Origin of the sequence: Sphaerisporangium sp. NPDC051011, assembly GCF_040653595.1 — a bacterium.
Taxonomy (GTDB): domain Bacteria; phylum Actinomycetota; class Actinomycetes; order Streptosporangiales; family Streptosporangiaceae; genus Sphaerisporangium.
On the sequence record NZ_JBFAGG010000018.1, the window covers coordinates 87,839 to 112,722 of the forward strand.

Sequence of the window (24,884 nt, forward strand, 5' to 3'; positions counted from 1 at the left end):
GACCGTTGTCGATGACCGGCCGCCCGTCAAGTCCCGCGGCGCCGATGATCCCCTACCGGCCGTCGATCTCGCCGTCCGAGGCGTCCTCGACGAGCCGGAACAGCTCCGCCCGCACCGTCTGGATCCTCGGGATGTCCCTGAGCGTGATCTCGCCCTTGTCGGACGCCGACTCCACCACCAGGGTGCCGCACCCGAGCATGCGCTCGACGAACGTCTGGTCGGAGCTGACGCTGTTGACCTTCGCCAGCGGGATGTCGTCGTCGGACTTGTTCAGGATGCCCGTGCTGATGTTGAAGCGGTGGGTGGTGAGCGTGTACGACGTGGTCTTCCAGCGCAGATACGGGATGAACGACCAAAGGATCAGCGCGACCACGGAGACCACGGCGACCGCGATCCACGCGTAACGGACGTACTCGTAGTCCGTGGGAATGTAGATGAACGCCACGCTGGAGACGGCGATGACGAAGACCAGCGCGATGAACGGCACGACCAGCCGCTTCCAGTGCGGGTGGAACGAGTGGACGACCCGCTCCCCGGTCGTCAGATGATGTTCAGGGAGACCCATGGGGCAAATCGTGGCACGGCGATCAGCCCTGCGTCTGCCCCATGCGCGGCGCCATGCCGATACCCGGACGACACGGGTGCTCCCTTGGCCCGATCTTGACCCGCGCGCCCGCGAGGGTCACGTCGCGCGGACGTGGACGACGTCGCCCACGCTGACCGCCCGCTCCACCCCGCCGGACGTGACGAGCAGATGGCCCGACCCGTCCACGCCGGTGGCCCGGCCCTCCAGGATGCGCTCGCCCGGCAGCTCCACCCGGACGTCCCGGCCGATCGTGGCGCTCATCGCGACGTAGGCGGCCCGCAGCCCGCTGGCGTCCGGGTCGCCCCCGGCGGCCACCCACTGGCGGTAGTGCGTCTCGATCTCGCGCAGCACCGCGCGGATCAGCGGGTCACGGTCGGCGCACTCGGCGTCCTCCAGGGCCAGGGAGGTGGCGGTGGACACCGGCAGCTCCTCGGCGCGCACCGACACGTTCAGCCCCATGCCGACGATCACCGCGCTGTCGACCCGCTCGGCCAGCACCCCGGCCAGCTTGCGCTCGCCGGCCAGCAGGTCGTTCGGCCACTTCAGCCGGACGTCCACGCCCGCGACACGGCGGACCGCCGAGGCGGCGGCCAGCGCCACCAGCAGCGTCACCCAGCCCTGCCGGACCACGGGGACCGGCGGCCGCAGCAGGACGGAGAACGTCAGCCCCGACCGCGCGGGCGCCGTCCACACCCGGCCGAGGCGGCCGCGCCCGGCCAGCTGGAGCTCGGCGATCAGCACGGCACCCTCGCGCGCGCCCTCGCGGGCGGCCTGCGCCAGGTCGGCGTTGGTGGAGCCGGTGCGTTCGACGACGCTGAGGCGGGACCACAGGCCGTCCGGCCGGACGAGCGCCCGGGTCAGCGCCTCCTGCGAGAGCGGCGGCCGGTCGAGATCGGTGTACGGCGAGTCAAGCACGGCTCCATCCTCCTCCCTCCGCCGCGGTGATGTGCCACTCGGGGGGTGCGGACCGGCGAAGACTCCCTTATGCCCGCCATGCCCGCGAAATTTTGTCCTCCCCTTACCTGACCTCCGGCCGGGCGCGCGGGGCCGCCGGTGGTCAAACAGGGAGGAGGGGTGATGCTATGGGTACGTCGCCCGCACGACCGCGGCGGGCGCGCGGAACGGCCGGAGACGGCGGCAACGGCTCGGAACGGCCAGGAACAGGCTAGGAACAAGCGAGAAACGGTGGACCCCCGGTGAGCAAGCGTCTTGACCCTCGGAACTGGGCGAGCTGGAAGCCCTTCGGCATCGGCGAGCGCAAACCCAACAACTACCTCGAACTGTGGAAGGCGTTCCGATCGGTCAAGGGCAACCGGCGCTACGCGTGGCGCGTACTGACCCAGGGCACCTGCGACGGCTGTGCGCTCGGCACGCGCGGCATGCGCGACTGGACGATGGACGAGATCCACCTGTGCAACATCCGGCTGCGCCTGCTCAAGCTGAACACCATGCCCGCGCTGGACACCTCGCTGCTCGCGGACGTCGCCCCCCTCGCCGGGATGCGCAGCGCGGCGCTGCGCGACCTCGGCCGCCTGCCGTACCCGATGCTGCGGCGCAGGGGCGAGCCCGGGTTCACCCGCGTGAGCTGGGACGACGCGCTGGAGCTCGCCGCGTCCCAGGTGCGCGGCCACCGGCTCGGCGTGTACCTCACCAGCCGGGGCATGCCGAACGAGAACTACTTCGCCGCGCAGAAGGCCGTGCGGGCGCTCGGCACCAACTCGATCGACAACGCGGCGCGCATCTGCCACTCGCCCTCCACGGTCGCGCTCAAGCAGACCATCGGCGCCGCGGCGACCACCTGCTCCTACACCGACTGGATCGGCTCCGACCTGATCGTCTTCATCGGGTCCAACCCGTCCAACAACCAGCCGGTCGCGATGAAGTACCTCTACCACGCCAAGAAGGCGGGCACCCGCGTCGCGATGGTCAACGCCTACCGCGAGCCGGGCATGGAGCGCTACTGGGTGCCGTCCAACGCCGAGTCCGCGATGTTCGGCACGAAGATCACCGACCACTTCTTCGGGGTGAACGTCGGCGGCGACATCGGCTTCCTCAACGGCGTGCTCAAGCACCTGATCGAGAACGACTGGCTGGACAAGGCGTTCATCGACGACCACACCGCCGGTTTCGAGGAGGCGCGGGCGGCGGTGGCCGCGCAGTCGTGGGAGGAGCTGGAGGCGCTGAGCGGCGCCACCCGCGAGCAGATGCACGAGCTGGCCGCCCTGCTGGGCCGGGCGAAGTCGGCCGTGCTGGTCTGGTCGATGGGCATCACCCAGCACACCTACGGCGAGGACAACGTCCGCTCGATCGTCAACCTCGCGCTGGCCCGCGGCTTCGTCGGGCGCGACAACTGCGGGCTCATGCCGATCCGCGGGCACAGCGGCGTCCAGGGCGGCGCCGAGATGGGCGCGTACGCGACCGGCCTGCCCGGCGGGCTGCCCGTCACCCCGGAGAACGCCGAGATGTTCGGTGAGAAGTGGGGCTTCGAGGTGCCCGTCGCGCCGGGCCTGACCGCCACCGACATGATCGACGCCGCGCACGCGCGGGAGCTGGACGTGCTGATCTCCTCCGGCGGCAATTTCCTGGAGGTGCTGCCCGACCCCGCGTACTGCCGCGAGGCGCTGTCCCGCCTGCCGCTGCGCGTCCACGTCGACATCGTCCTGTCCAGCCAGATGCTGGTCGAGTCCGAGGGCGACGTGCTGCTGCTGCCCGCGCAGACGCGGTACGAGATGGAGGGCGGCGTCACCGAGACCTCGACCGAGCGCCGCGTCATCTTCTCCCCCGAGGTCGCCGGGCCGCGCGTCGGCGAGGCGTGGCCGGAGTGGAAGATCTTCACCGAGCTGGCCGCGCGCGCCCGCCCGGAGCTGGCCGGCCGGGTGCGCTACCCGGGAGGCACCGCGGAGATCCGGCGGGACATCGAGGCCGCCGTGCCGTTCTACACGGGAATCGCCGGGCTCACGAAGTTCGGCGACAACGTGCAGTACGGCGGGCGGCACCTGTGCCCTGGCGGGCGTTTCCCCACCTCGGACGGCCTCGGCCACTTCTCCGCCGTCCCCGTGCCCACGCTCGAACGGCCCGGCGGCGCGTTCATGGTCGCCACCCGGCGAGGCAAGCAGTTCAACAGCATGGTCCACGAGCGGCGGGACGGCTTCAACGGCGCGACCCGCGAGGCCGTGCTGATGAGCCCGTACGACGCCGACCGCCTGGGGCTGGCCGACGGCGCCGAGGTCGAGCTGACCGGGGCCGCCGGGCGGTTCACCGGGCGCGTGCTGCGCGCGCCGCTCACCCCGGGCAACCTGCAGATCCACTGGCCCGAGGGCAACGTCCTGCTCGACCCGCACCGCCGCTCCCCCGACGCCCGCATCCCCGACTACAACGCCACCGTCACCCTCCGCGCCCTGTGACCCCCGCCATGACGATCTTCGACACGGGCACGGGCTCCGCCGGGCCCCGGCTTGGGTACGGACTTCGCGGAACCACCGCCGACCTCCAGCTCACCCATGACGGCCAGCGGCGCGGGTAAGGAGCATGCCATGACCAGCATCGACGCCGACCTCGCCGCGAGGTCCGCGCGTCCCGGGCCGACGACGCGGGCCCGGGTCCGGGAGGTCTCGGGCACGTCCGTACGCGACCGCCGCGACGACCTGGCCACCGAGGAGCCCCTGGAGATCCGCATCACGGCCGGCGGCGAGACCCGTACCCTCGCCGTCACCATGCGCACCCCCGGCGCCGACTTCGAGCTCGCCGCCGGCTTCCTCTCCGGCGAGGGCATCGCGGGGCCGGGCGACATCGCCTCGATCGCGTACTGCACCGACGAGGACCTGCCGCCCGAGGCCCGCTACAACACGGTGACCGTACGTCTGCACGGCCCGGCCCTGCCCGACCTACCCACCATGCACCGACATTTCATGACATCGAGCGCCTGCGGCGTCTGCGGCACCGCCAGTCTCGAAGCCCTCCACACCCGCCACACCCCTGCACCCACCACCGGCCCTTCCAGCACCACCGGCCCCTCCGCCCCCGACGCCTCCACCGCCCGCACGCCCGGGAGCCCCGCCAACCCCTCCGGAAGTGCCGGATTCGCCCCTGCCGCCCCGCCGTTCGGCCCGGTCCCCGCCGAGACCCTGTACGGCCTCCCGCGGCACCTCAGAAAGGCCCAGGGCATCTTCGGCAAGACCGGCGGCCTCCACGCGGCGGGCCTCTTCACCGCCAACGGCACCCTGCTCGCCCTGCGCGAGGACGTCGGCCGCCACAACGCCGTCGACAAACTCGTCGGCTGGGCCCTCCTGTCCGGCCGCCTCCCCCTGACGTCCTGCCTCCTCCTGGTGAGCGGCAGAACCAGCTACGAGATCATGCAAAAAGCCCTGGCAGCGGGCCTCCCCATGGTCTGCGGCGTCTCGGCCCCCTCGTCCCTCGCCGTGAACCTGGCCCGAGAGTTCAACATGACCTTGGTCGGCTTCCTCAGAGACGAACGCTTCAACATCTACTCGGGCCCCGACCGCATCACCCTCCCGACAGCCGACTCCACACACAAGAACCTCGACGGAACCGGCCCAGCGACAAGATCTCTTCGCTAGCGTGGGGCCATTGCTCCCCGCCGTCCTCCGGGACTGGCGGGGCTTTTCATCGTCACCATCAGGATCTGAAACGCCAGAGGCACCCGGGCCTGGTGTGCCGGGTGCCTCGGGGTGGGTGGTCAGCCGGTGTTCTGGAGGCCGGCGGCCACGCCGTTGACGCTGAGGAGCAGGAGGGTTTCGAGGCGTTCGCGTTCGTCTCCGCTGAGGTCGGAGGCGGCGCGGAGGGCCGAGAGGGCTCGCAGTTGCAGGTGTGAGAGCGCGTCGACGTACGGGTCGCGGAGCTGGACGGCGCGGGACAGGACGCGCCGGCTTTCCAGCAGGCGGGAGTGGCCCGTCACCGCGAGGACCAGCTCGCGGGTCAGGTCGTACTCGGCGAGGACCTGGTCGGCGAAGTCCTGGCGTCCGCCGAGGGCGAGGTAGCGGGCGGCGATCTGGCGGTCGGTCTTGGCCAGGGACATCTCGGCGTTGTCCAGCAGCGAGGCGAACAGCGGCCACTCGCGGTAGGCCCGGCGCAGCTCCTCCAGCCCCGGCCCGATCTCGACCGGCGACCCCGCCCGCCCGTTCTCAGCTGTCGACTCTGCCCGCCCGATCTCGGTCGTCGGCTCCGCGCGCCCGTTCTCCGGTGGGACGGCGGCCGTCGTGGCGGGGGCGCTCGGCGCGGTGTCCTCGGCGGTGCGGGTGGCGGCGAGGAGGCCGCTGCCGAGGCCGTACCAGCCGGGGAGGTTGACGCGGGTCTGCGCCCACGCGAACACCCACGGGATCGCCCGCAGGTCGTCCAGGGACTTGGGCGCGCCGAGCCCACGGCGGGCCGGGCGGGAGCCGAGGCGCAGGGAGCCGATCTCCTCAAGCGGGCTGACCAGGCCGAACCACTCGGGGAAGCCGGGCGCCTCGGTGAGCGAGCGGTAGGCGCGCTCGGAGGCGGAGGCGACCCGCTCGGCCAGCAGGCGGTAGCGCGCGGCGGCGTCGGCCGTGCGGGACTCCACCGAGGGGGTGGAGGCGAGCAGCACCGCGTTGGTGACCTGCTCGATGTGGCGCAGGGCGATGGCCGGGTGGCCGTACCGGGCGAAGATGACCTCGCCCTGCTCGGTGACCTTGAACCGGCCGGACACCGACCCGGGGGCCTGGGCGAGCACGGCCCGGTTGGCGGGCCCGCCGCCCCGGCCGAGCGCGCCGCCGCGGCCATGGAAGAGCGTCAGCCGGATGTCGTTGGTGAGCGCCCAGGACGCCAGCTCGGCTTGCGCGTCGTACAGCTTGAGGGTGGCGGCGGCGGGGCCGAGCTCCTTGGCCGAGTCGGAGTACCCGAGCATGACCTCCAGGCGCCGGCCGGCCTGCTCCAGGCGCCGCTGGACGGCGGGGATGCGCAGCATGCCGCTGAGGACGTCCGCCGAGTTGGCGAGGTCCTCCCCGGACTCGAAGAGCGGCACGACGTCCAGGACGGGCGCGCGGGCGCCGAGGGCGTGCTCGGCCAGCTCGTACACGGCGGCGACGTCGTCGGCCGAGCGGGTGAAGGACACGACGTACCGGTGGCAGGCGCGGACGCCGAAGCGCTCCTGGATCCAGGCGATCATGCGGATGGTCGCCAGGACCTCCTCGGTGCGCTCCGAGGTCTTGCCCTCCCGCAGCTCCTCCAGGGCCGTGGCGTGGACCTGGGAGTGCTGGCGGACCTCCAGCTCGGCGAGGTGGAACCCGAAGGTCTCGACCTGCCAGATGAGCTGCTGGATCTCGCCGTACGCCTGCCGGACGGCCCCGCCGGCGACCAGGGACGCCTGGCAGGTACGCAGGTCGCGCAGCAGCTCGTCCGGCGAGCGGTAGGCGAGGTCGAGGTCGCGGCGGCGGGTGGCGGCGATGCGGGCGGCCACGAACAGCATCCACTGCCGGTGCGGCTCGCGGGGCGCGCGGGTGGCCAGCTCGGAGACCAGCTCGGGGTGGTCGTCGACGGCCAGGGCGATCGCGTCGGCGAGGTCCTTGCTCGGGCCGCCGAAGGTGGCCGAGACGGTGAGCGTGCGCCCGATGCGGGTGGCGGCGTTCTCCAGGGCCGTCAGGACGTGGTCGGCCTGGATCAGCACGGCCTCGCGGGTGACGCGGGCGGTGACGTTGGGGTTGCCGTCGCGGTCGCCGCCGATCCAGCTTCCGTAGCGGATGTACGCCTTGGCCTTCGGCTCGCGGGTGCCGGTGCCCTCGGCGAGCGCGGCGTCCAGGGACCGGTAGACGCGCGGGACGGTGCGGAAGAGCGTCTCGTCGAAGGCCGCCATCGCGGTGCGGACCTCGTCGAGCGGGTCGAGCTTGGTGTGCCGGAGCTGGGCCGTGCGCCAGAGGAGGTCGATCTCCTCCAGGAGGCGGCGGTGGGCCTCCTGCCGCTCCTGGGCGCCGCGCTCGGGCGCGTTGTACTCGGCGAGTTGGGCGCTGACCCGCTGGATGGCCGTGGCGATCGCGCGGCGGCGGGCCTCGGTCGGGTGGGCGGTCAGCACCGGCCGGAACTCCAGGTCGGCGATGAGCCGCGTCAGCTCGTCCTCGCCGAGGTCGTGCTTGAGCTCGGCGACGGCCTGGGCCAGCGAGTCGGGCAGGGCCGCCTCGCCGGTGTCCCGGGACCTCAGGATGCGGATCCTGTAGTGCTCTTCGGCGAGGTTGACCAGGTGGAAGTAGCAGGTGAAGGCACGGGCGATCTGCACGCTGCGCTCGATCGGCCACTCGGCGACCATTGCGGCCACCTCGTCGACGGAGATCTCGCGCCTGCGGGCGGCGATCACGGCCTTGCGGAGGCGTTCGACGTCGGACAACAGGTCGGGCCCGCCGTCCTCGGCGATCACGCGACCCAACGACTCACCGAGCATGCGCACGTCGGCGCGCAGCTCGTCTGGCATCTCGGAAACGGCGCTGTGCCGTTCGGTGAAGGAACGGTCTGCCTGCTGCGAAGCGATGGCGGCCATAGCAGGAAGGGTATCCAAGCGTCGGCCGGAGCTGGATACCGGTCTCACCTAATGGACTAGACCAATGCGACGGCCTGTCGGGAACCTCGGACAGGGCATCTGACAGGGCATCTAACAGGGCCTCGGACAGGGTGCCTCAGGCGGGCCGGGAGACGGCGGCGTCGAAAGAAGGGCTTACCCCATGGCTGAAGCCAGGGGTCCGCGCCCTAGATTTCCGATCGGTGGGCCGACCGGCGACTCGGTGTGACGGCGTCGTTCGCGGGAGGACTACCCTACGGGCATGAGCGCTGAGCCCGTGTCACACGTCGAGGGCGTCGACCCGCACACCACCGCGGGCAAGATCGCCGACCTTGAGCGGCGCCTCGACGAGGCCGCGCACGCCGGGTCCGCGCGTGCGGTCGAGAAGCAGCACGCCAAGGGGAAGATGACCGCCCGCGAGCGGCTGGTCGACTTCCTGGACGAGGGGTCGTTCGTCGAGTTCGACGAGCTGGCCCGCCACCGGTCGTCCAATTTCGGCCTGGAGCGCGAGCGCCCGTACGGCGACGGCGTGGTGACCGGCTACGGCACGGTGTCCGGCCGCCCGGTGGCGGTGTTCGCGCAGGACTTCACCGTCTTCGGCGGCTCGCTCGGCGAGGTCTTCGGCGAGAAGATCGTCAAGGTCATGGACCACGCCCTGAAGACGGGCTGCCCGGTGGTCGGCATCAACGACTCCGGCGGCGCCCGCATCCAGGAGGGCGTCGTCTCGCTCGGGCTCTACGCCGAGATCTTCAAGCGCAACGTGCACGCCTCGGGCGTGATCCCGCAGATCTCGCTGATCATGGGGCCTTGCGCGGGAGGCGCGGTGTACTCGCCCGCGCTCACGGACTTCGTGCTGATGGTGCGCGAGAAGTCCCACATGTTCATCACCGGGCCGGACGTGATCAAGACGGTGACCGGCGAGGAGGTCACGTTCGAGGAGCTCGGCGGCGCGCACACCCACAACTCCAAGTCGGGCGTCGCGCACTACGAGGCCGTGGACGAGGCCGACTGCCTGGAGTTCGCCCGGGCGCTGCTGTCGTACCTGCCGTCCAACAACATGGACGAGGCGCCGGCCTTCGACAGCCCGGCCGAGCTGACGGTCACCGACGCCGACCGCGAGCTGGACGTGCTGATCCCCGACTCGGCCAACCAGCCGTACGACATGCACCAGGTGATCGAGCACGTCCTGGACGACGGCGAGTTCCTGGAGATCCACGCCGGGTTCGCGCCGAACATCGTGGTCGGGTTCGGGCGGGTCGAGGGGCGGCCGGTCGGGGTCGTCGCCAACCAGCCGATGAGCTTCGCCGGGACGCTCGACATCGCCGCCTCCGAGAAGGCCGCGCGGTTCGTCCGCACCTGCGATGCCTTCAACATCCCCGTCCTGACATTCGTGGACGTGCCCGGCTTCCTCCCGGGCACCGACCAGGAGTGGAACGGAATCATCCGGCGCGGGGCCAAGCTGCTGTACGCCTACGCCGAGGCGACCGTTCCGCTGGTCACCGTCATCACCCGCAAGGCGTACGGCGGGGCGTACGACGTCATGGGGTCCAAGCACCTCGGCGCCGACATCAACCTGGCGTGGCCGACGGCGCAGATCGCCGTGATGGGCGCGCAGGGCGCGGTGAACATCCTGTACCGCCGCGAGCTGGCGACGGCCGAGGAGCCGGAGAAGGAGCGCGCGCGCCTGATCGCCGACTACGAGGACACGCTCGCCAACCCCTACCTGGCGGCCGAGCGAGGGTACGTCGACGCGGTGATCCGCCCGTCGGACACCCGGATCAAGATCGTCCGGGCGCTGCGCGCGCTGCGCAACAAGCGGGCGACCCTGCCGCCGAAGAAGCACGGCAACATCCCGCTGTAGGAGGAAGGGTCCATGGCTCAGCCGTATCTGAGGGTCGTGCACGGGGCGGCCACGCCGGAGGAACTCGCCGCGCTGGTCATCGCGGTGGCGACAAGGGCGGCAACTCCCCCGCAACCCGCCCAAAAGCCAGCTTCGTGGCGTAACCCTGCACACCTGATGAGAACACCACTCTTCGCAGGGGCGGGGGCGTGGCGAGCGAGCTCACGACCTCATTAGATCTTCGGAAGTGGGTGTCAAGCGAGCCAAGAGTTGGGACTATCTAGAAATGGGGGAATATAGTCAGCCGATCATCGCCTGAGTCAGAGGCCCTGGAGGAGAGCATGGCAATCCCGGACCTCACACCGCATCCAGTGGCGGCCAAATACGCCGTACTCGTGGATGTCGGCTACCTCTACGCGGCCGCGGGCGAGGTCCTCTTGGGCGCCAAAGAGCGCAAAGAATACCGCGTCTCCGCCGACGAGCTCATCCAGGCACTCAAGAAGCATGCCATGGAGCGCATCCCCGGTGAGCTCCTCCGCGTCTACTGGTACGACGCCGCCCGCGACCGCGTGCCCACCGTCGACCAGCGGGTCATCGCCCAGCTTCCCTGGGTGAAGGTCCGCCTCGGCAACCTGAACGCCCGGGGGCAGCAGAAGGGCGTCGACGCGCAGATCCGCAGCGACCTCGAGGCGCTGGCCCGCCACCACGCGGTGAGCGACACCGTCCTCATCGCCGGGGACGAGGACATGGTGCCCGCCGTCGAGGCCGCGCAGACCTTCGGCGTGCGCATCCACCTGTGGGGTGTCGAGCCCCCGTATGGAACGAATCAGGCCGAACGGCTCGTATGGGAGTCCGACACCGTCGAGGAACTGGGCGCCGACTTCCTGCGCCCCTACTTCAGCCGCGCCGCCCAGGTCGTCCCCGCCGCGGCGCCCTCCCCGCCCTCGCCCGCCCAGGTCTTCGCCGGACGCACGCCGATCAGCGCCAAGCCCGCCGTCAAGCACCCCGGCCAGGTCACCAAGCTCGGCCCGAGCCGCCCGAGGGTCGAGGAGGTCGGCGAGCACGTCGCGCAGAAGTGGATACTCACCCGCGGCCGCGACAACATCCGCGACCTGCTTCCCGGCCCACTCCTGCCGACCGTCATCGACACCGAACTACTCATCGAGGCCGAAAAGGAACTGGGCCACTCCCTGCGCCCGTACCCCGAGGCCCGCGTCTGGCTCCGCGACGGCTTCTGGGCCCGCGTCTACCGAGAATTCGACCTGGGAGTCGGCATCTCCACCAAGTAACCACCCGCGCCCCAAAACCGCAGCCGGTCCCTTTCTCCCCCCATCGCCTCCGCATGGATATGTCATCACTTGCCTCACCATGCCTCCCCCCAGCACCGGCCTCACCACATCCCCAGTAGGGGCTCGCTCATTTCCCCTCCGTGGGGCTCGTTCTCACAGGCGCCGACGCGGTGGGACGTAGGCCGGCGAACACGGCGCCCATAACGGCGGCCCACCGGCAACCACGCCCAACGGATGTGTCTGATTTCCGCTAGATCATCCTGTACGCGTGGTGCATCCCTCTCGGCATCGTCTGGTCACCCCACCGATGGAAGATCGCTTCATGGGCGCACGGCGGGAGATGGTGAGGTCCGAATTCCGCCAGTGACTCGCCTTCGGCGGGGCATAGCGTGAGGGTGTGACACCCCATCAGACGCTCGACTTCGACTCCTGTTACCGGGCGGTCAGCGCCCGGGACACCAGGTTCGACGGGCGGTTCTACACGGCCGTCACGTCGACGGGCATCTACTGCAGGCCCGTCTGCCCCGCGCGTACACCAGCCCGGCAGAACGTCCGCTTCTACCGGCACGCCGCCTCCGCCGAGGCCGCCGGGTTCCGCCCGTGCCGCCGCTGCCGCCCCGAGCTCAGCCCCGGCGACCCCGGCTGGGACGTCGCCGCCGACCTGGTCGGGCGGGCGCTTCGGCTGATCGACGACGGCGTGGCCGACGAGTACGGCGTCGCCGGGCTCGCGGGGCGGTTGCACGTGACCGAGCGCCACCTTCTGCGCCTCTTCACGGCACGCCTCGGCGCGGGGCCGCTGGCTGTGGCGAGGACGCGACGGCTCCTGCTGGCCAAGCAGCTTCTGACCGAGACGTCCCTGTCGATCAGCGATGTCGCCTTCGCGGCGGGCTTCGGCAGCGTCCGCCAGTTCAACGCCACGATGAAGGATGCCTACGGCTTCGCCCCCAGCGACCTCCGCAAGTCGTCCGGACCTCGTACCCGGCCGGCCGGAAAGCCCGCCGGCCCTCCTCCTCCGACCGGCGACCCCGCCCTGTCACCTCCGGCGGACCCTCGCGGCCGGCCACCCACCTCCGCCCCCCGTACCCGGGTGGACGTAAGGGCGCTCGCGCAGGGCACCCCGGCGGCGCTGACCCTCCGGCTCAACCACCGCAAGCCGTACGACGCCGGCAACCTGCTCGGGTTCCTCGCGGCGCGGGCGATCCCGGGCGTCGAGCAGGCGACCTCCACGGTCTACCGCCGCGCCGTCCCCGGGGGCATCATCACGCTGACGCCCGCCGACGGCCACATCGACCTGTCGGTGACGCTGGACGACACCCGTCACCTCGCCAGGATCGTCTCCCGCTGCCGCCGCCTGCTCGACCTGGACACCGACCCCGACGCCATCGCCGACGCGCTCAGGACCACCATGCTGCGTCCGCTCGTCGAAGCCCGTCCCGGGCTGCGCGTCCCCGGTGCCTTCGACGGTTTCGAGCTGGCCGTCCGCGCGGTGGTGGGCCAGCAGGTGTCCGTGGCGGGCGCCAGAACCCTCCTCGGCCGCATCGCATCCCGCGCTGGAGCCCCCGCCGAACCTGCCCCACCGGACGCCTCCGTCCCCGCCGGCCGTGACGGACGTGGTGCCACGGGTGCGCCCGAGGTGGACGGCGGGCGGCCGTACCTGCTCTTCCCCACCGCCGGGCAGCTCGCCGGGGCGGATCTCACCGGTCTCGGCATGACCGGGCGGCGTGTCGAGACACTCAGGATCCTCGCCGAGAGGACGGCCAAGGGTGAGATCCACCTGGACGGAGGCGCCGACCCGGCCGAGACGGCGGCGCGGTTGATGGAGATCCCGGGAATCGGCCCGTGGACCACTGGTTACATCGTGATGCGCGCCCTGCGCGACCCGGACGCCTGGCCCTCGGGCGATCTCGCCCTGCGCAAGGCGATGAAGGCGCTCGACATCACCGAACACGACGTCGAACGGTGGCGCCCCTGGCGGGCGTACGCCGCTCTCTACCTCTGGAGCACCCTATGACCGAGACGATCGACGCGCAGGTCCTGCCCACCCCGATCGGCCCGTTGTCGCTGCTCACGCACGGCGGCGTGCTGGTCGCGGCCGGCTTCACCGGCGCGCCCCTCGAGATGTTCGCCCGGCTCTCCCCGGCGCTCAGGGCTCTCCCCCTGAACGTCGTGGACGACCTCGGCAAGCCGGCCCAGGCCGTGCGGGACTACCTCGACGGAGACCTGTTCGCGCTCGACGGCGTGGAGGCCGAACAGCCGGGCACGCCCCGCCGCCAGCGCCTTCTGACCGCCCTGCGCGCCGTCCCGCCGGGGACGACCGTGTCCTACGCCGAGCTGGCCGAGCGCGCCGGCATGCCGAAGACGGCGGCCCGCGCGGCGGGAGGCGCCTGCGCGCAGAACCTGATCGCCCCCTTCGTCCCCTGCCACCGCGTGCTGCCGCAGGCGGGCGGCTTCGGCGGCTACTACTACGGCCCGCACGTGAAGGAATGGCTCCTCGGCCACGAGAAGGCCCTGTGACGGCGTGGCCACCGCCCCGGCGAGACCGTCACCGAGCAGGCAGCGGCGCTGATACGCCTCGAGAACGTCGCCGACGTGGAGGGACGGCCACCACGACGGAGTGAGCGCTCATTCACTGGTCACGGAGTGACCCGCAACCTCTATGCCTGACCGTCTCGGACGGTCACAGGCCGGATCAGCGGGCGGTGGCTCTCCTGGAGGCCTTCGGGGAGGGTGTCGGGGGTGAACCAGCGGGCTTCCAGGATCTCCAGGGAGTCGACGCGCAGCGTTCCCCCGGTCACGCGGGCCTCGTAGGCGATCTCGACGCGCGGTTCGTACCCGCTCGTGAGGTGGGCGAGGCGGCCGACCTGGACGTCGAGGCCGGTCTTCTCGCGGACCTCGCGGACGATGGTGTCCTCGAAGGTCTCGCCCTTTTCGGCGTAGCCGGTGGGCAGGCCCCACTGGCGGCCCTCCGGCCAGAGCCGGTGCTTGAGGAGCAGCACGTTCCCGTCGGCGTCCCGCACGATTCCCGTCACACCGACCATGAACGTGGCGTGGCGCAGCCAGAGCAGTCGCCACTGAAGCGGGCCCGCCAGGGCTCGCCAGAGTCGTGCGATGAGCTGCTTCACGCGGGTTCCTCCGCAAAAGTACCGGGCGACATGCCGCCGGCGCGGCATGACCCATGATCCTGGCACGGAGGCCCCGGAGCGGACCCTGTTTCCGGACATCGGCCCGCGAGCACCCGGGCCAAGCGCCGGACCCGTCCCGGACCCGGGGCCGAACGTGTCGTGACGGGACCATGATCTCCGCGTGAAGGGTCGTCGCCGCTCTTTTCAGCATGGATTTCCCGATTTACGTTCACCGTGACCCGGACCAAACCCCCTAGTCACGGGAGATTCGGCATGCTCCGACGCAAGCTCGCCTCACTCGTCCTCGCGGTATCGGCCATCGCGGTGATCGGCATCACAGGGACGGCGGACGCCGCGGCCGGCGACGCGGACCTCGCGTACCGATGGGCCCCCATCCACTACCAGGACAGCGCGTCGTCCAAGTACACGGCCGACTATCTGGCCCCGGTGGACTACGACGGAGACTGGAACACGCGCAACAACTGGGAGAACCTCGACGCGAACGTCTCCCGGCTCGTCGGCACGGTCTACTACTCGGTGGTAGAAACCGACACCCACTGGTTCATCACGTACGCCTTCTTCCACCCGCGCGACTGGAAGACGCTCGGCCCGCACGAGAACGACATGGAAGGGCTGCTGCTCACGGTCAGGAAGGACGGCAGCCCGTACGGCGTGCTCCAGGCGATGGTCACGCTGTCCCACGACAACTTCTACTCCTACACGCCGCCGGGCAGCCCGTTCACCAACGGCCGCGAGAACATCGACGGCACCCTGATCATGCAGAATTGGGACGGCCAGCCGCATCCGACCGGCTTCCAGGAGGCCAAGGGCCACGGCTACAAGGCGTGGAACGGCGGCGGCTTCCCCGGCGGCGACGGCATCGTCTACTACCCGAGCCGCGGGGACGGCCAGGTGCCGTCCGGCGGCAACGACCGATCGGTCGCCTACCGCCTGGTCGACATCTTCGGCGCGGGCGGCCTGTGGGACCGCCGCTTCGACCCCCAGCCCTACGCGTCCTGGGGCACGTTCGCGGGCGACAACGGCCGTGCGAACGCCGCCCACGCGCCGTGGGCCTGGGACGACATGGACGACGGCAGCGACCTGCAGCCCGGCGTCATCGCCACCGACCCCGCGTACCTGATCTCCAAGTACTTCGCCAACCTGGGCACCTACAGCCTGAACTACACGCGCAACACCTACCGCCCGTAGGGGCGCGGTCCCACCGGGGCGCCGGGCAGAGCCGCCCGCGCGCCTCGGCGGGCCCGGCAAGGAGTCCGATCAGGAGTTGCGGGGAGTGTCGCGGACGATGCTCTGGACCTCGCCGACCGGGACGTCCCTGGCGGCTGCCACCTGGACGGGGGCGTAGGCGAAGCCGGCCGCGGCGGCCGTCACCGTCCAGACGGTGGTGACCTGCAGGGTGTACGTCCTGCGGGGCTGGTCGGCGGAGGCGCGGAGGTAGCGGACGCCGCAGGAGAAGGCGCCGCCCTTGACGTACGGGTGGCCGGTGGGGCCGCAGTCCTCCTTGACCTCGGCGCGGTCGGAGGTCGTGCCGGGGTCGATGGTCACCCTGCTCAGGTTCGCGGTGACGGTGGCGGACATGATGCCGGGCAGTTCCGCGGTCACCGAGCGGGTGGGGGCGCCGATGCCGGTCAGCCACACCCAGGTGGGCAGGTTGACGTAGCTCTTGACGTTCGGGCTGAGCTGGATCTTGGGCTCGGGGACGGTCAGCGCCGCGCGCGCGATCTGGTACAGCTCCTCCAGGGTGATCCCGCCCGGCGGCGTGCCGCCCGCGGGCACCCACACGGCGCCCTGCAGCCCGGACCAGCACGCGAGCCCGTCGGGGTCGGCCGCGTTGAAGGCGGGCGTCCACCACCGGCCGTCCTGGCCCACCTTGTCCGCGAACTGCTCCATGTGCTTCTTGTGGTCCTGCTCGCTGGCGTTCGGGTTGACGTGGCGCCAGTAGACGTCGACGTCCTGCTGCTTCTTCAGCATCGCGTCGGCGTCGTCGCCGGGCTCGTACCAGCAGGGACGTTTCACTCGATAGCCGTCGCCCTTGCCGCCGAGGCCGTCACCGCTCACGACGATCTTGGAGTGCAGGAGGACGACGCCGCTGGTCCGGCCGTCCTGGAATCCCGTGCCCTTCGGCCCTCCGTCGTCCCCGTAGGCGGCGGCCTGGATGAAAGGGCTCAGCGCGGCGGCGAGCGCCACGGCGATCAGTGTTCTCATCGGCGGCACTCCTTAGCGCGCTGATGGGGGTAGGCGGCGTGCATGAAGGCCCTGGTGCGCCAGGCTCCGTCGTCGCCCCTGCGCAGGGCGGCGACCTGGAGGTAGATCGCGGCGGGCGGCCGGGTCCAGGACGGCTGGGTGGTGACGGGCCGCCCGTCGGTGCCGGTGACCTGGAGGCCGGACTCGTCGACGCACGCGTCGACCTCCGCGCCCCGGCCGACGACCGAGGCGACCCGCAGGGCGTACAACTTGGCGGTCCCGGTGGCGGACTCGCCGCGGTTCAGGAAGCCGCGCACCCAGGTGTAGGCGTCGCGGGCGGCCTCGTCCTCGACGCCGTCGAGGTAGGACTTGTCCTCGCCGCCGGTGGTGACGGCCCGCCACGCGCCGACGTAGCCGTCGGTGAAGGATCTGACCATGGCCTGCCGCGCGGAGTCCAGGCCGGCGGGCCACTCGATCGACACCGACAGGCCGAGGGCGACGTCGACCGTCTCGGCGCCCGCGGTGGACAGGGCCTTCGGGGCTCCGGGCGTGACGACACCCGCTCCCGATGAGACGTCCGAGGTGGCTCCCGGCGCGGGCGCGGCGCCGGACGAACCGCCGGGAGTGAACGGACGCTCCGCGCCGGCCGCGCAGCCCGTGGCGAGCAGCGCGACGGCGGCGAGGGCGACCCGCATCCGCATACCCGCGACGCTAACCACGCCCCGCCCGCCCCAACCACCGTTTTGCGGGTATCGGCATGACTCGCCGGAATCATCGCGTCCCACGAGCACCGCCACCTTCGCCCTTTCCCGCACCGTTCGCTCCCGCATGGCTCACGCGCTCGGCATCGAATGCAGCCGCCAGGACGGCAGGAGCTCGTCGATGAGCGCCTCCGTCTCCGGAGCCATCCCGCCGCCGTAGGGATGCGAGGCGGCCCGGCGGTGCAGCCCGTCCACGACCGCGCGCAGCTTGAGCGGGTCCCCGGTGGCGTGCGCGGACCTCAGCAGGTCGCGCCACAGCCCTTCGTCGTCGGCCGCAAGCAGCAGCCCCGCGCGGACGGCGGCCACGGCGGCGTCGGGGTCGCCGTGCGCCAGCCGCACCTCGCACAGCCGGTGCGCGGCGTCCGCCACGCTCGCGGCCACCTCGTACTCCAGCTCGTCGGCCGCCAGCCACGCGTACCGTCCCCGCGGCCTGCTGTTGAGCAGCGGCCCGCGGACCAGGCCCAGCGCCCGTTCCAGCAGCACGGCCCGCGCGCCCGGATCGTTGTGGGAGCGGCGGACCAGCTCGCGGAAGAGCTGCCAGTCGGACCGCACCTCAGGCCCGAGCCGGAGCCGTCCGGTGTCGTCGGTCCTGAGGTTGGGTCTGCCCTCGCTGTCGGTGCCCAGCCAGTCGGCGACGCGGGCGATCGTGGCGTCGCGGACGACGGACTGCACGCCGCGCGGCCACAGGATTCCGCCGAGGACGACCGGGTGGACGCCGGCCGGGTGCGTGGCCAGGTACACCACCAACTCGGACGCCAGCTCGGCCCTGCCCTCCTCCAGCGGCGGCAGCGGGCCGATCTCGACGGGCCCGAGGATGCGCACGTTGATCGAGGGGGAGGTCGTGAACTCCTGCGGCACCTCCTCCTCGCGCACCGGCTCGCCGTCGCGGCGCTCGGCCGTGCGGAACAGCTCGATCACCGCGTCGTAGTGCCGCCGGGGCAGCAACTGGGCGGCGACCGTGACGCCGAGCGCGTCGACCTTCGCCTTGCCGTCGTCGGTGATCTCCCACGTCCACGTGGGGTGCGGGACGTCGCCCGCGACGACGTACCCCGCGGCCATGCGCGTGCCCACGCGGCCGAGGCGGGCCAGGCGGCCGGCCTCGTCGGGGTCGGGCGCGATCACGGACAGCAGGAAATGGGGCGGCCACGCGGGGTCGGCGGCCCGCGCGTGGACCCGGCCGGTCAGCACGCCGTCGCCCGACGCGGCGACCTCCTCGGCCTGGGCCTCCAGCTCGGGCAGCGCCTCGGCGAGGGTGCCCACGACGCGCACCCGCTCCGGGGCGATCATGGACAGGTCGCGGCCGAAGCCGACGAGCGTGACGCGCATCCGGTCCGACCAGCGGTTGGTGACCAGCTCGACGGCCAGCGCGGCCAGCGCGTCGCGGACGCGGTGCCCGGTGACGGCGATGACGCCGTGCGCGGCCTCCAGGTCGACCAGCACGCGGCCCGAGTCGGTCACCCCCAGCGACACCAGGCCCGGGTACGGGGCGGGGGCGTCGGCCAGGGCGTGCTCGTCGATGCCGCGCCCCTCGTGGGCGAGCAGCCGCCAGGTACGGCCACCGTCGTGCGCCTCCCAGGGCTCGGGCGCGTCCGGCTCCGGCGGGTGGACCCACAGGTCGAGGCCCCGGGCGGACAGGTGGACGGCGTAGACGGTCGGCGGGACGCGGCCCTGCTCGGCCAGCAGCTTGCCGAGCAGGCGCAGGCCGTTGTCCAGCATGCGGCTGCCGGGCGCGTCCGAACCCAGGCGCAGCGCCACCTCGGCCCCGGCGGCGTCCCCGCGCGGACGGGCGATACGGCGGCCGAACGCGCGGTTCCAGAGCTGCTCGCGGCGGCGGCGCCCGAGCGCGGCGAGCAGGCCGGCCGCCGCCAGCGACCCCCCGGCCAGGTAGTCGATGAGGTCCAGACCGCCGCCGGTGTCCTGGGTCTCGGGCTTCTGGGGCCGGTCGATCTGCTCGGGCTTGGCGGTGGCGTTCTTGACGGACGGGACCGCCGTCGCGCCCGTCCCCTTCTGCGGGGGCAGGTGGTAGACGCGGCCCGGCAGCGGGGAGGGCGGGGTGGAGATCTTCTTCGTCTCCTGCCCGGCGTCCCGGCCGGCCTCGGTCGTCCCCTCCTCGGCGCCGGACTGCCGGTCCACCGTGCCCAGGCGGTCGCGTGAGACGTCCGTGCCGCCCGCCTGACGGCTCCCGGCGTCCTGGACGACGAACTGCGTGCGGCCGTCGGCCTCGACCGGCTCGCCGGCGTGGCGTTTGAGCGTGGCCTCGCGGGTCTCGTCCACCGGCACGACGTGGACGCCCCGCGCGTCGTCCGGCATGTCGAGCACCCAGCCGGGCCTGATCAGGTCGGCCATCTGCAGGCGGGTGCCGTCCGGCTGGGTCTTGTGCTGGTTGAGCCGGTAGATCTCCGGATAGCGGCGCCCGTCGCCGAGGCATTTGTCGGCGATCTCCCACAGGCTCTCGTGGTGACGCCCGTGCGGCGGCTGGACGACGTACACCTTCTTGACCTGGCGCACCGCTTCCAGGGAGTCGAGGGTGGTGGCCGTCGAAGCGTCCGTGCTCGCCGGGCCGTGCAGGGCGGACGCGACCACCGTCGGCCTCGCCGGAGGGGGCGCGGACGAGAAGGCGGTGAGCGGGACGGCGGCGGCGGACACCGTGAAGAGCATGAGCGCGGCCGAGACCAGCCGGTTGGCCAGCGCCTGCGGCCCGCCGGAGAAGGGGACGCGGGCGGGCATGCCGATCCTGCGGATCCCGGCGTACACCTCGACGATCACGCAGATCACGAGCTGGAACCAGGTCAGCCAGACGAGCAGGATCAAGATGGCGATGGCCGTGCCGGTGCCGATCTGCCGGGTGAGCAGGTCGCCGCTCAGCAGCTCGGGGGGCAGCGGCGGGCCGGCGTAGCGCAGGAGGGCGTAGGGGACGCCGCCCATGAGCGCGGCCAGGACGATGAGCGCCCCGATACCGACGATCACGTCGCCGGGCGTGCGGCGCGGCCGGATGCGCGCGACCGGCGCCGGAGTGATCCCCCTGGACGGCGTACGCGACGGGGGCCTGCGTGACGCGCTCATCCCTCTTCCTCCCTCGTCCCCCGGTCCTTCGAGCCTCTTTCGCGGCGTCCGCCCATGACGGACGGCGCGGTCACGGCGGCTGGTCGCCGGGGTCGGGGCCCGCGATGGCGACGCCGGACATCTCCGACCCGGGGAAGCCGAGCGCCGACAGGAAGATCGCGTTCCAGCGGACGCTCACCGCGACGTCGACCTGCGCCTGCCCCGCGCCCGTCTGGCAGCGTGTGAGCCGGACGCCGGAGTCGCCGTGGGCGGCCACGATCTGGCGGGCCTTGCCGCACACCGCGCCCTCGTCCGCGAGCAGGCGGACGGTGCCGGTCGCGCGCAGGTTCTCGACGTCGATCTGGTCGGCCGCCGCCCGTGCCGCCTGCTCGGCGATGTCGGACGCGCGCAGCCGCGCGTTGATCGCGGCCCCGCCGTCCACCAGCAGCCCGGCCAGCATGAAGACCACCACCGAGAACAGCACGGTGAACACCGACATCGAGCCGCCGTCGGCGGAGGCCGACATCGAGCCGCCGTCGGCGGAGGCCGACATCGAGCCGCCGTCGGCGGAGGCCGACATCGAGCCGCCGTCGGCGGAGGCCGACATCGAGCCACAGTCGGCGGACACCGGCACCGAGCCGTGGTCGCCCCGGAGGGGTCTCATCCGACCCTCCGGAACAGCTCCAGCGGCGCGACGGACGTGCCCTTCACCTGCTTGATCGCGCCGAACCCGAGGAAGTCCAGGCGCAGCTCGCAGATCACCGTCGCGCGGACGGTGCCGCCCTCGTTCCAGTCGCTGCCCGCCAGGCTCACGTCCGGACGGCACTGGCCGCCGAGCGCCGCCTTCGCCGCCTCGGCCGCCGCCCCCGACGCCGCGCTCATCGTGCGCTGCACCGAGGCGGCGCGCGCGGCGTCCCTGGCTGCGCCGTTGACCTCGCCCTGCGCCTCCACGACGCGGCCCGCGCCGACGAGGAACATCAGGAAGAGCAGGAAGACGGGGGCGAGCATGACGGCCTCGACCGCCATCGAGCCCCGGTCGTCCGGACCCGTCCGGCGATACCGGCGGACCCATGGGACCCGAGCGACGTGTGAGACACAGGCGACCGGTGAGGCGCGATCCCGGCGGACGCGTACGGTCACGGCTTTCCGCCGGTACCGCCGCCCCCGCCGAAGTTGCTCTGGATCTCGTTCTGCTTCTGGGTGACCAGAGTCTTGATCAACGTGGCGAGCCCGAGGGCCACGCCCGCGATGATCGCTGTGATGATCACCCACTCGACGGCGGAGGCTCCGCGCGAGGGGGCGTTCCTGGCCCGGTCGACCCGCACGTGCAGCACGGCGACCAGGTATTCGAGCCACGGTGGAGTGAGCATCTATGCCCCCAACATCTTCATCGCTGCCGGAAAACTGAGAAAGACCACGAATCCCGCGCAGAGCAGGAGCTGGGCGACCAGCATGGACTGGGACCGCTCGCCGGCCTGCCCCTCGACCTCGGCGAGTTCGCGCCGCCGCATGGTCGCCGCGCGGGCGGTGAGCGAGGTCCGGACCTTGGCGCCGTCGTCGGCCACCAGCCCGAGCGCAGCCGACAGGTCGCGCAGCTCGTCGACGTTGATCTCGTCGCCGAGCTGGCCGAGCGCCTGCCAGGGGGTGATGCCGACGATCCTGGCGTTGCCGAGCGCCTCGCGAATACGGGCCATCGCCCAGTTGGACGTGCCGCCGCCGTCGCCGACCGAGACCGCCATCAGCAGCGCCTCGGGCACGCCCCTGCCTCCGGCGAGGTTCATCGACACCAGGTCGAGGAAGGCGCCGACGGCGTGCCGGAAGTCGCGCCTGCGCACGGCGGCGTCCCGGCGTATCTGCAGGTCGGGCAGGAAGAAGAACACCACGGCGACCAGCAGGGCGGCCCACAGCGGCACCTGGAGCGAGATCGACCAGCCGATCAGCGCCAGCCAGCCCACCAGGACCGGGAAGGACAGCAGCCCGGCGACCGCGAGCAGCACCTTGGTGGCGAGGTACCCCTCGAAGGAGCGGCCGAGCAGCGTCAGGTCGGCGCGGACGGAGCGGACCTCCCAGCCGCGGGCGGCGTAGAACTGCGCGAGCCGCACGCCGAGGCCGCGCCGGAACGCGCTGACGTTCTCGTCCGGGCTGATGAGCTGGAGCCGGAACGCGTCGTCGCCCTCGCGCACCGAGTCCAGCGCGAGCAGGCGGGCCACCAGGCCGGGGCGGGGCGGGAACAGGGCCCGGAACAGCAGGAACAGGCCGAGGCCCACAGCCGCGCCCGCCAGGATGTTCTCAACCACGGGCGCCTCCCGGCACCGGCTCGCGCTCCACGGGGGCGCTCGTGGCCGGGCCGAGCAGCCGGGCCGGCTTGTCGAAGCGGGCGAGCCTCCGCATCCAGGCGAACCCCGCGCCGAACAGCGCGGCCACGACGACCAGCACGGCCTGCCCGAGCAGCGTGTTGTACTCCTCGACGTAGGAGCGGTTGAAGACCACGAGCAGCCCGGCGAAGGCGATCGCCGTGCCGACCACGATCTGGACGCTGCGGCGCGTCGACCTGCGCTCGGCCTCGACGCGGCGGCGCATGTCCAGCTCCTCGCGGGCCGAGACGGCGAGCGCGCCGAGCACCTCACGAAGGCCGGGGCCGCGCAGCTTGGCGTTGAGGATCAGCGCGGCGATCACCAGGTCGGCGGACGGGTCGTCCAGCTCGTCGGCGAACAGGCGCAGCGCGTCGGCCAGGGGCATGCGGGTGTGCAGGCGGTCGACCATAGAGCGCAGGTGGGGACGCAGGGTCGGCGCCGCCGCCCTGATCGAGGACGGGATCGCCTGTTCCAGGCCCGCGGCCCCGGCGATGGTGTCCCTGAGCGATTCGGTCCAGGCCGCGAGCCCTTCGAGGCGGCTCATGGCCGAGCGTTCCTCGGCCGCGCCGCCGGTGAGGCCCCGCCAGGCGAGGACGAGCAGCACCGCGCCCGCCGCCATGACCGGCCACCGGGTGACGACGAGCACCAGGCCGCCGGTGATGGTGGCGACCGCCGAGCGGGTGGAGAGCCTGCGCACGAGCTCGCGGCGGCGCGCGCCGCGGTCGGGGGTGGCGGGCCGGGGACGGACGCCGTACAGGGCTAGGCCGAGCAGGAACAGGCCCCCGCCGACGGCAGCCCCGGCCAGCAGGGCCAGCCAGTCGAACAGCGCTACGGGCAGCGGGATCACGGCCAGCCCCCCATGGTCGGGTCGTAGCCGTGGTCGATGAGGTCGTTCAGGCAGGCGATCGGCGCGAGCGGCACGGCGTGGCCGTCCGGGCCGGGGGCGAAGACCTCCGAGGAGAGCACCCGCCCGTCGACGCCCGCGACCTCGCGGACGCTGGCGACGTACCGGCGCAGGCGGCCGCCCTGGTGGTAGTCGTTGCGCTTCTCGATGAACACGACGAAGTCGATGGCGCCCGCGATCAGCATGTGGGTGGCCTCGATGGGCAGCCGCTCCTCGGCCTGCAGGGCGTAGGTCGCGATGCGGTTGAACACCTCGATCGAGGAGTTCGCGTGGATGGTCGACAGCGAGCCGTCGTTGCCCTGGGTCATCGCGTTCAGCATCGTGACGATCTCGTCGCCGAGGACCTCGCCGACGATCACCCGGCTGGGGTTCATGCGCAGCGAGCGGCGGACGAGCTCGGCCATGGTGATCTCGCCCTGGCCCTCGGAGTTGGGCAGGCGGTGCTCGAAGGCGACCACGTTGGGGTGGAGCTCGGGGAACTGGTCCAGGCCCAGTTCCAGGGCGCGCTCGACGGTGATCAGCCGCTCGTGCGGCGGGATCTCGTTGGCGAGGGCCCGCAGCAGCGTGGTCTTCCCGGCGTTGGTGGAGCCGGCGATCATGATGTTCTTCCTGGCGGCCACGGCGGCCGACAGGAAGCGGCCGAGCTCGGGGGTGAGCGTGCCGTTGCCGACCAGGTCGCTGAGGAAGACCTTGCCGAGGCGCGCCCGGCGGATGGACACGGCGGGGCGCACCGTGACGTCCATCACCGCCGAGAGGCGTGAGCCGTCGGGCAGGCGCAGGTCGAGCTGCGGGTTGGCGGTGTCGAAAGCCCGGCTGGACAGGCCGCTGTAGGCGGCGAGGATCTGGATGAGCTCGATCAGCTCCTCGTCGGAGTCGGCCACCGGGTCGTGCATGAGCTCCTGGCCGTCGGCGTACCCGACGAACACGCGGTCACAGCCGTTGACGTCGATGTTCTCGACCTCGGGGTCGTCCAGCAGAGGCTGGAGCCTGCCGACGCCGAACAGCGCGGCGTGGATGCCCGCCGCGAGGGCCTCTTCCTCCTCGGCGGTGGGCGGGGTGCGGCCCGAGCCGATCTCGTTGCGGGCGTGCTCCTCCAGCACCTGGGAGATCAGCGCCCGCGCGAACTGGCGCTCGTCCTCGCCCGACATGGGCGCGAGGCCGCTCGCCTGGTCCACGCGGCGCTGGTGCGCGAGCCGGTCGCCGACCTCCTGCCGGAACCGCTTCACCAGCGTGTGGTCGATGCTCACCCGCTCGCCTCC

General features: G+C 72.2%; 21 protein-coding genes. 8 read left to right on the top strand and 13 right to left on the bottom strand.

The window, feature by feature from the left end; genetic code table 11:
* Positions 1 to 52: 52 nt before the first annotated feature.
* Together AB0H21_RS33290 and AB0H21_RS33295 are read right to left on the bottom strand one after the other, a co-directional pair.
* Entirely contained in the window at positions 53 to 565 is a 513-nt protein-coding gene (locus tag AB0H21_RS33290) for a PH domain-containing protein (protein WP_358524760.1), read from the bottom strand.
* A gap of 117 nt (positions 566 to 682) precedes the next feature.
* Positions 683 to 1,501, bottom strand: a complete 819-nt coding sequence (locus AB0H21_RS33295) for a biotin--[acetyl-CoA-carboxylase] ligase (protein ID WP_358524763.1) — start codon at positions 1,499 to 1,501, stop codon at positions 683 to 685.
* A gap of 281 nt (positions 1,502 to 1,782) precedes the next feature.
* Between AB0H21_RS33295 and AB0H21_RS33300 the strand changes: the two genes are divergently transcribed.
* Both AB0H21_RS33300 and AB0H21_RS33305 read left to right on the top strand, forming a co-directional pair.
* Complete coding sequence (locus tag AB0H21_RS33300; RefSeq protein WP_358524766.1) at positions 1,783 to 3,990, top strand: FdhF/YdeP family oxidoreductase; 2,208 nt, start codon at positions 1,783 to 1,785, stop codon at positions 3,988 to 3,990.
* A gap of 129 nt (positions 3,991 to 4,119) precedes the next feature.
* On the top strand, positions 4,120 to 5,163 hold the full coding sequence (locus tag AB0H21_RS33305; RefSeq protein ID WP_358524768.1) for a formate dehydrogenase accessory sulfurtransferase FdhD: 1,044 nt from the start codon (positions 4,120 to 4,122) through the stop codon (positions 5,161 to 5,163).
* Between the two features lie 119 nt (positions 5,164 to 5,282).
* Here the strand turns inward: AB0H21_RS33305 and AB0H21_RS33310 are convergent, their stop codons facing one another.
* Positions 5,283 to 8,090, bottom strand: a complete 2,808-nt coding sequence (locus tag AB0H21_RS33310) for a phosphoenolpyruvate carboxylase (RefSeq protein WP_358524771.1) — start codon at positions 8,088 to 8,090, stop codon at positions 5,283 to 5,285.
* 280 nt (positions 8,091 to 8,370) lie between these two features.
* Between AB0H21_RS33310 and AB0H21_RS33315 the strand changes: the two genes are divergently transcribed.
* From AB0H21_RS33315 to AB0H21_RS33335, 5 genes are all read left to right on the top strand, one after another.
* Positions 8,371 to 9,969: an acyl-CoA carboxylase subunit beta gene (locus tag AB0H21_RS33315; protein WP_358524773.1), complete on the top strand. Its 1,599-nt coding sequence runs from the start codon at positions 8,371 to 8,373 to the stop codon at positions 9,967 to 9,969.
* A gap of 12 nt (positions 9,970 to 9,981) precedes the next feature.
* Positions 9,982 to 10,185: an acyl-CoA carboxylase subunit epsilon gene (locus tag AB0H21_RS33320; protein ID WP_358524776.1), complete on the top strand. Its 204-nt coding sequence runs from the start codon at positions 9,982 to 9,984 to the stop codon at positions 10,183 to 10,185.
* Between the two features lie 104 nt (positions 10,186 to 10,289).
* Positions 10,290 to 11,237, top strand: coding sequence for an NYN domain-containing protein (locus tag AB0H21_RS33325; protein ID WP_358524778.1), 948 nt, complete (start codon positions 10,290 to 10,292; stop codon positions 11,235 to 11,237).
* Between the two features lie 397 nt (positions 11,238 to 11,634).
* On the top strand, positions 11,635 to 13,248 hold the full coding sequence (locus AB0H21_RS33330; RefSeq protein ID WP_358524781.1) for an AlkA N-terminal domain-containing protein: 1,614 nt from the start codon (positions 11,635 to 11,637) through the stop codon (positions 13,246 to 13,248).
* Positions 13,245 to 13,751: a methylated-DNA--[protein]-cysteine S-methyltransferase gene (locus tag AB0H21_RS33335; protein ID WP_358524784.1), complete on the top strand. Its 507-nt coding sequence runs from the start codon at positions 13,245 to 13,247 to the stop codon at positions 13,749 to 13,751. Before AB0H21_RS33330 ends, AB0H21_RS33335 begins: the two co-directional genes overlap by 4 nt.
* A 140-nt stretch (positions 13,752 to 13,891) precedes the next feature.
* Here the strand turns inward: AB0H21_RS33335 and AB0H21_RS33340 are convergent, their stop codons facing one another.
* Positions 13,892 to 14,359 carry an NUDIX domain-containing protein gene (locus tag AB0H21_RS33340; RefSeq protein WP_358524786.1) on the bottom strand — a complete coding sequence of 156 codons (468 nt, stop codon included), beginning with the start codon at positions 14,357 to 14,359 and terminating at the stop codon, positions 13,892 to 13,894.
* 273 nt (positions 14,360 to 14,632) lie between these two features.
* Here AB0H21_RS33340 and AB0H21_RS33345 point away from each other — a divergent pair, with 273 nt between their 5' ends.
* Positions 14,633 to 15,568: a hypothetical protein gene (locus AB0H21_RS33345; protein WP_358524789.1), complete on the top strand. Its 936-nt coding sequence runs from the start codon at positions 14,633 to 14,635 to the stop codon at positions 15,566 to 15,568.
* A 69-nt stretch (positions 15,569 to 15,637) separates the two neighbouring features.
* Here AB0H21_RS33345 and AB0H21_RS33350 read toward each other — a convergent pair whose 3' ends face one another.
* From AB0H21_RS33350 to AB0H21_RS33390, 9 genes are all read right to left on the bottom strand, one after another.
* Positions 15,638 to 16,585 (bottom strand): hypothetical protein, encoded by a 948-nt coding sequence (locus AB0H21_RS33350; protein WP_358524792.1) that lies wholly within the window; start codon positions 16,583 to 16,585, stop codon positions 15,638 to 15,640.
* On the bottom strand, positions 16,582 to 17,265 hold the full coding sequence (locus AB0H21_RS33355; protein WP_358524795.1) for a hypothetical protein: 684 nt from the start codon (positions 17,263 to 17,265) through the stop codon (positions 16,582 to 16,584). Before AB0H21_RS33355 ends, AB0H21_RS33350 begins: the two co-directional genes overlap by 4 nt.
* A 132-nt stretch (positions 17,266 to 17,397) precedes the next feature.
* Positions 17,398 to 20,388, bottom strand: coding sequence for a bacterial transcriptional activator domain-containing protein (locus AB0H21_RS33360; protein ID WP_358524798.1), 2,991 nt, complete (start codon positions 20,386 to 20,388; stop codon positions 17,398 to 17,400).
* Positions 20,389 to 20,458: 70 nt separating this feature from the next.
* Positions 20,459 to 21,031: a pilus assembly protein TadG-related protein gene (locus AB0H21_RS33365; protein ID WP_358524800.1), complete on the bottom strand. Its 573-nt coding sequence runs from the start codon at positions 21,029 to 21,031 to the stop codon at positions 20,459 to 20,461.
* Positions 21,028 to 21,393 (bottom strand): TadE/TadG family type IV pilus assembly protein, encoded by a 366-nt coding sequence (locus AB0H21_RS33370; RefSeq protein ID WP_358524803.1) that lies wholly within the window; start codon positions 21,391 to 21,393, stop codon positions 21,028 to 21,030. Before AB0H21_RS33370 ends, AB0H21_RS33365 begins: the two co-directional genes overlap by 4 nt.
* A gap of 110 nt (positions 21,394 to 21,503) precedes the next feature.
* Entirely contained in the window at positions 21,504 to 21,737 is a 234-nt protein-coding gene (locus AB0H21_RS33375; RefSeq protein ID WP_358524805.1) for a hypothetical protein, read from the bottom strand.
* On the bottom strand, positions 21,738 to 22,664 hold the full coding sequence (locus AB0H21_RS33380) for a type II secretion system protein (RefSeq protein WP_358524808.1): 927 nt from the start codon (positions 22,662 to 22,664) through the stop codon (positions 21,738 to 21,740).
* Positions 22,657 to 23,568, bottom strand: a complete 912-nt coding sequence (locus AB0H21_RS33385; protein ID WP_358524810.1) for a type II secretion system F family protein — start codon at positions 23,566 to 23,568, stop codon at positions 22,657 to 22,659. The genes AB0H21_RS33380 and AB0H21_RS33385 overlap by 8 nt, the downstream gene beginning before the upstream one ends.
* Positions 23,565 to 24,872, bottom strand: a complete 1,308-nt coding sequence (locus AB0H21_RS33390) for an ATPase, T2SS/T4P/T4SS family (RefSeq protein ID WP_358524813.1) — start codon at positions 24,870 to 24,872, stop codon at positions 23,565 to 23,567. The genes AB0H21_RS33385 and AB0H21_RS33390 overlap by 4 nt, the downstream gene beginning before the upstream one ends.
* Positions 24,873 to 24,884 lie beyond the last annotated feature (12 nt).

Excerpts from the sequence above, each read along its gene's own strand:
- AB0H21_RS33355 (WP_358524795.1), bottom strand. The coding sequence starts at position 17,265 with ATGCGGATGCGGGTCGCCCTCGCCGCCGTCGCGCTGCTCGCCACGGGC.
- AB0H21_RS33375 (WP_358524805.1), bottom strand. The coding sequence starts at position 21,737 with ATGCTCACTCCACCGTGGCTCGAATACCTGGTCGCCGTGCTGCACGTG.
- AB0H21_RS33320 (WP_358524776.1), top strand. The coding sequence starts at position 9,982 with ATGGCTCAGCCGTATCTGAGGGTCGTGCACGGGGCGGCCACGCCGGAG.
- AB0H21_RS33290 (WP_358524760.1), bottom strand. The coding sequence starts at position 565 with ATGGGTCTCCCTGAACATCATCTGACGACCGGGGAGCGGGTCGTCCAC.
- AB0H21_RS33370 (WP_358524803.1), bottom strand. The coding sequence starts at position 21,393 with ATGGCGGTCGAGGCCGTCATGCTCGCCCCCGTCTTCCTGCTCTTCCTG.
- AB0H21_RS33325 (WP_358524778.1), top strand. The coding sequence starts at position 10,290 with ATGGCAATCCCGGACCTCACACCGCATCCAGTGGCGGCCAAATACGCC.
- AB0H21_RS33350 (WP_358524792.1), bottom strand. The coding sequence starts at position 16,585 with ATGAGAACACTGATCGCCGTGGCGCTCGCCGCCGCGCTGAGCCCTTTC.
- AB0H21_RS33345 (WP_358524789.1), top strand. The coding sequence starts at position 14,633 with ATGCTCCGACGCAAGCTCGCCTCACTCGTCCTCGCGGTATCGGCCATC.
- AB0H21_RS33310 (WP_358524771.1), bottom strand. The coding sequence starts at position 8,090 with ATGGCCGCCATCGCTTCGCAGCAGGCAGACCGTTCCTTCACCGAACGG.
- AB0H21_RS33365 (WP_358524800.1), bottom strand. The coding sequence starts at position 21,031 with ATGAGACCCCTCCGGGGCGACCACGGCTCGGTGCCGGTGTCCGCCGAC.
- AB0H21_RS33305 (WP_358524768.1), top strand. The coding sequence starts at position 4,120 with ATGACCAGCATCGACGCCGACCTCGCCGCGAGGTCCGCGCGTCCCGGG.
- AB0H21_RS33335 (WP_358524784.1), top strand. The coding sequence starts at position 13,245 with ATGACCGAGACGATCGACGCGCAGGTCCTGCCCACCCCGATCGGCCCG.
- AB0H21_RS33360 (WP_358524798.1), bottom strand. The coding sequence starts at position 20,388 with ATGAGCGCGTCACGCAGGCCCCCGTCGCGTACGCCGTCCAGGGGGATC.
- AB0H21_RS33315 (WP_358524773.1), top strand. The coding sequence starts at position 8,371 with ATGAGCGCTGAGCCCGTGTCACACGTCGAGGGCGTCGACCCGCACACC.